Below are 8,072 nucleotides of genomic sequence, written 5' to 3'. Positions count from 1 at the left end.
TGGGGGGTTGGGGCGTGGGGGAGGGGGATGGGGGCGTGGGTCATGGGGCATGGGGCATAGGGCATGGGGCATAGGGCATGGGGCATAGGGCGTAGGAGAGAGATTATATCGGTAAATTTGTTTTTGTGAAGGAAGTGAATACTGGATAGTATTTGTCTTTTTTTACTCCTGATACCCATTGCCCTATGCCCATTGCCCCATGCCCAATTTTAATTAAAGTAAATTTTCGATACAAAACTTAGACTTTTTTTTAGATTAGGTGTAAGCATCTGGTTATGAGTTAAGAGGCAAAGAGCGTTTATTTTCTAAATACTTCTTAATAAAGCCCCAGAGGAATCACAAAACGTTCTAATCTAAAAGCTGAATGGGTTAATTTTTTTGGCAGTCTTGAAGGCGGGACTCTCAAGGCATGACAAGATCGATCTGTCAAGCCGGAAAGCGACCCAGACTTAACACATGAAAATTATATGATGGGAGTTTTACAAATCACATGAGTGTTAAGGCAAGTGGTGGAAGCTCAGTTGCACGTCCGCAACTATATCAAACCCTAGCTGTATCAACAATTTCCCAAGCAGAGCAGCAAGACCGCTTTCTGGGAGTCAGCGAACTGAATGAACTGGCAAGCTATTTTGCCTCTGGTGCAAAGCGGTTAGAAATTGCCCAGACTCTAACAGACAATTCAGAAATTATTGTTTCTCGCGCCGCCAACCGTATTTTTGTTGGTGGTTCGCCAATGTCTTTTTTAGAAAAGCCTAGAGAACCAGAATTAGCAGTGGCTGCTCCTGTACCAGACGTAAAGGATCAGTTTGCCCTCGGAACTGTGACTTATGTAGAATCTCGTGGTGGGTTTCTAGAAAACTTGAGATCCATCTTTAACTCTTCGCCCAGTGGTCCAACACCTCCTGGCTTTAGACCGATTAACGTTGCTCGTTACGGTCCTAGCAATATGGCTAAGAGTTTGCGGGATTTATCATGGTTCTTACGCTATGCTACTTACGCGATCGTAGCTGGTGACCCTAACATCATTCTTGTTAACACCCGTGGTTTACGAGAAATCATTGAAAATGCCTGCTCTGGTGAAGCAACAATTGTTGCTTTGCAGGAAATAAAAGCAGCGTCACTTTCTTTCTTCCGTAAAGATGCTGAGGCTACAGCAATTGTGTCTGAGTACATGGATGTTCTGCTTACGGAATTTAAAGCAGCCACACCATCAAATAAATTACGCCAACGTCCTTCTGGTGATCAACAAGGCTTGGCATTACCGCAAATCTACTTTAATGCGGCAGAACGGCGTCCCAAGTATGTGATGAAGCCTGGTTTGTCAGCATCTGAAAAAAATGAAGTCATTAAAGCTGCTTATCGACAAATTTTTGAGCGTGATATCACCCGCGCTTATGGTCAGTCGATATCTTATCTGGAATCTCAGGTTAAGAATGGCGATATTTCTACAAAAGAGTTTGTTCGCCGTCTTGGCAAATCTCCGCTTTACCAAAAACAGTTTTTTGAACCCTTTATCAACAGCCGTGCTCTAGAACTTGCTTTCCGCCACTTTTTAGGACGGGGACCAAGTAGCCGAGAAGAAGTACAAAAATATTTCTCGATTGTTTCTAGTGGTGGTCTTTCTGCTTTAATTGACGCTCTAGTAGATTCTCAAGAATACTCTGACTACTTTGGCGAAGAAACAGTACCATACATCAGAGGTCTGGGACAAGAAGCACAAGAATGCCGTAACTGGGGACCACAGCAAGACCTGTTTAACTACAGTGCTCCTTTCCGCAAAGTTCCACAGTTTATCACAACTTTTGCAGCTTATACCCAACCGTTACCAGATCAACATCCTTACGGTGCTGGTAACGATCCTCTGGAAATTCAGTTTGGCGCAATTTTCCCGAAAGAAACTCGCAATCCTAACAACAGTCCAGCTTTCTTTGGTAAAGATACCAAACGTCTATTGATTCACCAAGGGCCAGGAATTAATAACCAAAATAGCAATCCTGGTGCGCGAGGAGAGTTTCCTGGTACTCTTGGACCAAAAGTCTTCCGGTTAGATCAACTTCCTGGAACAAAAGGCAAAAAGTCGCCAACAGGAACAAGTGTTAAGTTCTCCGAAAGCTCGACCCAAGCAGTTATCCGAGCAGCTTACTTACAAGTGTTTGGTCGTGAAGTATACGAAGGTCAAAGACAGAAAGTTGCGGAAATCAAACTAGAAAATGGGGAAATCCCGGTACGGGAGTTTATCCGTGCTTTAGCTAAGTCGGATGTATTCCGCAAGCTGTATTGGACTTCGCTGTATGTGATGAAGGCGATCGAGTACATTCACCGCCGCTTGTTAGGTCGTCCTACTTATGGTCGTCAAGAAACTAACAAGTATTTTGATATCGCTGCGAAGAAAGGCTTCTATGCTGTAGTTGATGCCATCATTGATAGCCTAGAATATAGCGAAGCTTTTGGGGAAGATACAGTTCCTTATGAGCGCTACCTAACTGCTGCAGGGGTTGCTGGTCGTAACCTACGGGTTGGCAGTATTCGCGAAGATGTTGCTGCGAAAGTTGTTAAGGAAGAAACACCTAGCTTTGTGCTAAAAGGTGCAGTTACAGAAACCCGGAACGAACCAGATATTCAATTCCGTATCAATCAAGGTGTTTCCAAGCAGCGTGAGCAAACCAAAGTATTCAAGTTGGTTGCTAGCGTTAAGGACAAAGTAGCGGTGAAAACCGTTATCCGCGCCGCTTACCGCCAGATTTTTGAGCGCGATATTGAACCATACATCATCGAAAATGAGTTTACTTCCTTAGAAAGTAAGCTAGGGAATGGTGAAATCAGCGTTAAGGAATTTATTGAAGGTTTGGGAGACTCTAAGCTTTATCGCAAAGAGTTCTACACACCCTACCCCAATACTAAGGTGATTGAACTAGGAACTAAGCACTTCTTAGGACGTGCGCCTGTTGACCAAGCAGAAATTCGCAAATACAACCAAATCCTCGCAACTGAAGGTTTACGTGCCTTTATTAAAGCACTGACCGGCAGTATAGAGTACGTTCAAGTCTTTGGTGAAGATACTGTTCCTTACCGTCGGTTCCCAACTTTACCAGCAGCAAACTTCCCAAATACTGAGAAGTTGTACAATCAGCTGACAAAGCAAAATAAGGACCTAGTTGTTCCTAGCTTTGAACCAGTAGGATCGCGCTTAGAAGTTGAACAGCAGCCAGTTTTGGCTGGGGCTACCGCAGAGATAGGACAAGGAAACCACTATCAGGAATGGGGTCGATCTGTCAACAACAATACTGCGGGTGTAGCCCATAGCAAACCTGCTCGGATCTATCGACTCAGCGAGAACGTTAACCAGACAGAAATGCAATTCCTCATAAATGCTATTTACTGTCAAGTTCTCGACTTGCTAAGTGGTGAAGTTCCTGAAAATTTCCGCCATGCCGATCTAGAAACCAAGTTACGGAATCAAGAAATTTCAGTAAGAGATTTCGTCCGTGAACTGGCTACTTCAGGAACCTATCGCCAGCGCTTCTGCACCTCCTACCCCAACAACAAGGTAGTTGAGTTCCTCTTCCGTCACCTATTGGGACGTGCACCAGAAACTCAGGCAGAAATCCGCTCTTGTAACAAGCTGCTCACTGAGGGTGGTTTAACAGCTGCTGTAGAATCGCTCTTAAATAGCTCAGAGTATGCTCAATACTTTGGCGATGACGTGGTGCCTTATCAACGTGTGCCATCCCTACCAGCAGGTAACTACCTTGGTAGCGTTAAAACACAAGCTGATTGGGTGAAATAGCCTGAACAACAGATGAGGGGGAGTAAATCCATGGAAAATGACAAAAAGTTAACTTTGCATTTTTCATGCTTCTACTCCCGCTTTGTGTTCTGAAACCTTCTTGTAAAATTGCTTTCAGGCTATTGGTGTGACGGCAAATCTGAAAAGTAATATTACAAACTGTTAAGAGCAGTCGTAAGTTCTCGACATAATGCCGGAAAATAAATCCGGAAGGGAGATGAGTTTAAAGACTTGTGTACTAGTATTTACCCAAGTAAACTCGTTTAGACATAATATTTTTGTCTAAAAAATGAGAGAATAAGCTCAGTTAACCTGAAAGTCGCACCAGTTAAATAAAATTTCTGGTTTCATTCGTGTTGGAGGAATGCATTAATGAGTATCGTCGTAAAGTCGATCGTAAATGCTGATGCAGAAGCCCGCTATCTTAGCCCCGGCGAACTGGATCGGATCAAAGGTTTTGTAGCAAGTGGTGAGCGCCGTCTTCGCATTGCTCAAGTTTTGACAGACAATCGTGAGCGCCTTGTTAAGCAAGCTGGTGACCAGCTATTCCAAAAGCGTCCTGATGTTGTGTCTCCTGGTGGTAATGCTTACGGTCAAGAAATGACTGCTACTTGCCTACGCGACCTAGACTACTACCTTCGTTTGATCACCTACGGAATCGTAGCTGGAGATGTCACCCCAATCGAAGAAATCGGTATTGTGGGTGTTCGTGAAATGTACAGATCTCTTGGCACTCCTATCGAAGCTGTTGGTGAAGGTGTAAGAGCTATCAAAGCTGCTGCTGCTTCACTTTTGTCTGGCGAAGATGCTGCTGAAGCTAGCTATTACTTCGACTATGTAGTTGGTGCTTTAGTGTAAGGCGAAGTAGTTTGCCTACTCAAATTGAAGTATTGCAATACTGTTGGAAATAAGGAAATAACAACATGGCTCAAGATGCAATTACAGCTGTTATAAATTCCGCAGACGTTCAAGGTAAATACCTTGACAGTACTGCTCTGTCAAAACTCAAAGCTTACTTCTCAAGCGGTGAATTGCGCGTACGTGCTGCTGGTACTATCGCTGCTAACTCATCTGCAATCATCAAAGAAGCAGTAGCTAAGTCCTTGTTGTACTCTGATATCACCCGTCCCGGTGGTAACATGTACACCACCCGCCGTTACGCTGCTTGTATCCGCGACTTGGATTACTACCTACGCTATGCAACCTATGCTATGTTAGCTGGCGATCCTTCCATCCTAGATGAGCGCGTACTCAACGGCTTGAAAGAAACCTATAATTCCTTAGGTGTACCCATCGGTGCTACCGTACAATCTATCCAAGCAATCAAAGAAGTTGCTGCTAGCTTAGTAGGTCCTGATGCTGGTAAGGAATTAGGCGTTTACTTAGACTATATCTCCTCTGGCTTAAGCTAAGAGTTGTTTTGCACTTAAGAATTTAGGTGCAGTCTGATTAAGGTCTGGAAATCAACCATGAGTGCTAGAAAGTTTTGTTGCTTTTATAATTGGGCATTACTAATTTATGAGTCGTAACGGTCTAGTATTGATGTGTGATTTCCAGGCTTGGAGTAATTAGTTTTAAAGGTTTGCTCTGACAGTTTTTTACAAAAAATGTTGATCGTAGTCCTCACTGGTCATCATATGCGAAGACTCTCCAACTACAGAGGATTTGGGTGAGGTAAGCGAAATCAATTAATTGAAGCATAAGTTTTTGATATAATAGACTAAATTGGTTCATGTGGCACTGTAAAAGCGCTCACGCTCAGACTTAGACCAAATTAGCCTTCCTTGAGTTAGTGCAGTGTGTATAAGTAAAAAGTGTTTTTTGCTTTTTGCTGCACTCTGCGTTAGCAAAAGTTCTCTTGATACACTTCAAATAAAAAAGCTTCCATAATCATTAACAGGAGATTTAAAATCATGGCGCGGTTGTTTAAAGTTACTGCTTGTGTTCCTAGCCAAACCCGCATTCGCACTCAACGCGAACTGCAAAACACCTTCTTCACCAAGCTAGTTCCTTACGAAAACTGGTTCCGTGAACAGCAACGCATTATGAAAATGGGTGGCAAAATCCTCAAGGTGGAACTCGCTACCGGTAAGCAAGGAACTAATACCGGTTTGCTGTAATTCGTAAGCACAACTTTATCTGTAGGGAGTTGCGAAGAGGTCGAATAGACCTCTTTTTTGTATAGTTATGCGGTCTTGGTATGAATAACTTGAGGTAATTGCCTCATTAAGACTAGACAGCAGACAAGTTGTTAGGAGAAAGGTCTGGCTGAATTTTTATCGATATCTCCAAAGTGTAACCTGTATTAGGTAAAACTTTTAGAGTGGTTGTCATTGAGTCGACGACTGGTACAGTTTCCTCTGGTTCCTCGATACCACGGCTTACTGATAGAGCCTGTTGTCCTTGAGTAAAAGTGTCTATACCTTGTATTATTCCTTCTATCTGAGCTACAGGATTTGTCTTTGCTAAAGCTCCAATAATAGCGTTACCAAGGTCAAGAAAAAGCCCCACAATCTTCAAGGTACTTTTGATATTGTTAAGCTTTTTGACTGCACTTTTTACTTTTTCGGTAGATGCTTTAATTTTACTCCAAGCATCATTTAAATCTTGGATGGTGTCTATAATGTCTTGGGCGTCCAATTCAATAGCTTGTTTAAGTAAATCCGGAATTTGTCTATTGAGGAGAGCAATACCATCTTTCAAATTCTTTATCTCACTCTCTGGAGCGTGGTTATGTTGAAGCTCAGCCATTTGAGCTTTATAGATATCTCTTTTAATCATAAGTTCTTTAGCACAGTCACGGTTGTCTTCGGCTTGCTCAGACAAGTCTTTAGAAGATATTTGACTACTCATTTTTTATGAATCCTATTTTTCAGGCGTTGTTTTCAACAATTTGTTTGATTTCTCAGCTATCAAATTTAAATCTTTTACGTACTTTTCAGTCATCTGATGAAGTTCGGTTTGTGATAGCATTTTGCCTGTAGAAAATCTATCTGTTAGTTTTTGATGACCTTTAGCTATATCATTGAGAGCATTTACATATGCTTCACCAAGCTTTTGCTTTTCAATAATCGTTGTTTTTGTATTTTGCCATTGATTATCTAAGCCGGTTATAGCGGTGACTCCTTGTGCATTATTAGCACTATTTGAGTTTAAAACGTCCCCTAGATATTCTCTGTAGTAGTTATCAACTGCAAGTTTTTCGGTTTCTAAAGCTCCGTTGATGTAGTTATCAGTTATAGCTTTAGAAAGCCCCTGAATATAAGTTTGAAAATCTTTATCGGTGGAAACGACAACTATTTTCAGTTGTTTTTGACGATATTTATTTGTTGCTACACGGAATAAAACTTTAGCAATCCCACTACCCGCTTCAACTTGATTTGTATTGAACTTTAGTTGTTTAAGCGACGATGCAATAGAATCTAGCTGTGGGTCGTAATTTGTTAAATCGTCTGCTGCTAGACTACCCAAAGCTTTTATGTAGCCTATTACAACGCCATTAGCTTTATCTAAACTATCTTTTGCTTTTTTAGGATAGTTTTCACATGACTGTTCTTGTTCTTTTCGTTGACTATCAATACCTCCTGTTGTCGAGGTTTGTAAAATAGTATATCGGGCTGTACGGAGACAAGAATCATACTGATCATTCGCTATCTTTTGAAAAGCAGTACTTGCTGTATCGCCCAACTTTGCCAAATCTCTGGCCGATTTCAAATCCTTACTATTGCCACAACTACCTAGAACTAATGTCAGAGGAATTAATATTGTGAAAGTTATTTTTTTTCTAAGCATAAAAATTTTGTGTTCAGAATAAATCTACACAAATTCAAAATTTGATTATGCTGCTCTCACAAGCAGCCTTATTCGACTGGCTGTTTAACTTATACATACCAGTTGAACAGAAGTTAAGCTTGTTAAGCTAACCTTCTTACCTTATTTATAAATGTCAGTTTTTTGAGCTTATGCAGGCAGAAGCGCCCCTTGTTTGGAATCTTGCTCTTTGGGTAATTGCACGTTCATCCCAACATAGAGTGTAATGATCCACATGAGCAGCAATACCCTCCCCCCACATAATATTTTTTTAATTGGAACGCTCCCCATAGGGAGTAGGGGATAGAGGAAATGAAAAAATAACCCCTATCCCCCATCTCTAGTAAAGTCCCAATTTTTCAAGCACTGGCTTAGTAGAAACAACATGTCGTTCTAAACCGAGTTCTTTAAAGCTGACGCCAAGTGCTAAGGCAATCAATTGAGGTAAATGTAGCACTGGCAAACCTAGTTGACG

General features: G+C 41.7%; 6 protein-coding genes and 1 pseudogene. 4 read left to right on the top strand and 3 right to left on the bottom strand.

Annotation, left to right across the window (positions count from 1 at the left end):
• The first annotated feature begins 490 nt into the window (after nt 1–490).
• From G4P69_RS14355 to G4P69_RS14340, 4 genes are all read left to right on the top strand, one after another.
• Nucleotides 491–3,787: a phycobilisome rod-core linker polypeptide gene (locus G4P69_RS14355; protein WP_208350412.1), complete on the top strand. Its 3,297-nt coding sequence runs from the start codon at nt 491–493 to the stop codon at nt 3,785–3,787.
• A 372-nt stretch (nt 3,788–4,159) separates the two neighbouring features.
• Nucleotides 4,160–4,645 carry a globin family protein gene (gene apcA, locus G4P69_RS14350; protein WP_208350409.1) on the top strand — a complete coding sequence of 162 codons (486 nt, stop codon included), beginning with the start codon at nt 4,160–4,162 and terminating at the stop codon, nt 4,643–4,645.
• Nucleotides 4,646–4,710: 65 nt separating this feature from the next.
• Nucleotides 4,711–5,199: an allophycocyanin subunit beta gene (apcB, locus tag G4P69_RS14345; protein ID WP_208350407.1), complete on the top strand. Its 489-nt coding sequence runs from the start codon at nt 4,711–4,713 to the stop codon at nt 5,197–5,199.
• Between the two features lie 501 nt (nt 5,200–5,700).
• Nucleotides 5,701–5,907, top strand: a complete 207-nt coding sequence (locus G4P69_RS14340; RefSeq protein WP_208350406.1) for a phycobilisome linker polypeptide — start codon at nt 5,701–5,703, stop codon at nt 5,905–5,907.
• A gap of 112 nt (nt 5,908–6,019) precedes the next feature.
• Here G4P69_RS14340 and G4P69_RS14335 read toward each other — a convergent pair whose 3' ends face one another.
• From G4P69_RS14335 to G4P69_RS39220, 3 genes and pseudogenes are all read right to left on the bottom strand, one after another.
• Nucleotides 6,020–6,640 carry a hypothetical protein gene (locus tag G4P69_RS14335; protein ID WP_208350405.1) on the bottom strand — a complete coding sequence of 207 codons (621 nt, stop codon included), beginning with the start codon at nt 6,638–6,640 and terminating at the stop codon, nt 6,020–6,022.
• Between the two features lie 12 nt (nt 6,641–6,652).
• Nucleotides 6,653–7,579, bottom strand: coding sequence for a hypothetical protein (locus tag G4P69_RS14330; protein ID WP_208350404.1), 927 nt, complete (start codon nt 7,577–7,579; stop codon nt 6,653–6,655).
• A gap of 358 nt (nt 7,580–7,937) precedes the next feature.
• Nucleotides 7,938–8,072, bottom strand: a pseudogene (locus G4P69_RS39220) (heterodisulfide reductase); the annotation flags it as partial.

It is taken from the genome of Aetokthonos hydrillicola CCALA 1050 (assembly GCF_017591665.1).
In the GTDB taxonomy this organism is placed as follows: domain Bacteria; phylum Cyanobacteriota; class Cyanobacteriia; order Cyanobacteriales; family Nostocaceae; genus Aetokthonos; species Aetokthonos hydrillicola.
The sequence above is the reverse complement of the archived record's forward strand: the minus strand, read 5'-3'. Positions and strand labels throughout refer to the sequence as shown.

Excerpts from the sequence above, each read along its gene's own strand:
- G4P69_RS14355 (WP_208350412.1), top strand. The coding sequence starts at position 491 with ATGAGTGTTAAGGCAAGTGGTGGAAGCTCAGTTGCACGTCCGCAACTA.
- apcA (WP_208350409.1), top strand. The coding sequence starts at position 4,160 with ATGAGTATCGTCGTAAAGTCGATCGTAAATGCTGATGCAGAAGCCCGC.
- apcB (WP_208350407.1), top strand. The coding sequence starts at position 4,711 with ATGGCTCAAGATGCAATTACAGCTGTTATAAATTCCGCAGACGTTCAA.
- G4P69_RS14340 (WP_208350406.1), top strand. The coding sequence starts at position 5,701 with ATGGCGCGGTTGTTTAAAGTTACTGCTTGTGTTCCTAGCCAAACCCGC.
- G4P69_RS14335 (WP_208350405.1), bottom strand. The coding sequence starts at position 6,640 with ATGAGTAGTCAAATATCTTCTAAAGACTTGTCTGAGCAAGCCGAAGAC.
- G4P69_RS14330 (WP_208350404.1), bottom strand. The coding sequence starts at position 7,579 with ATGCTTAGAAAAAAAATAACTTTCACAATATTAATTCCTCTGACATTA.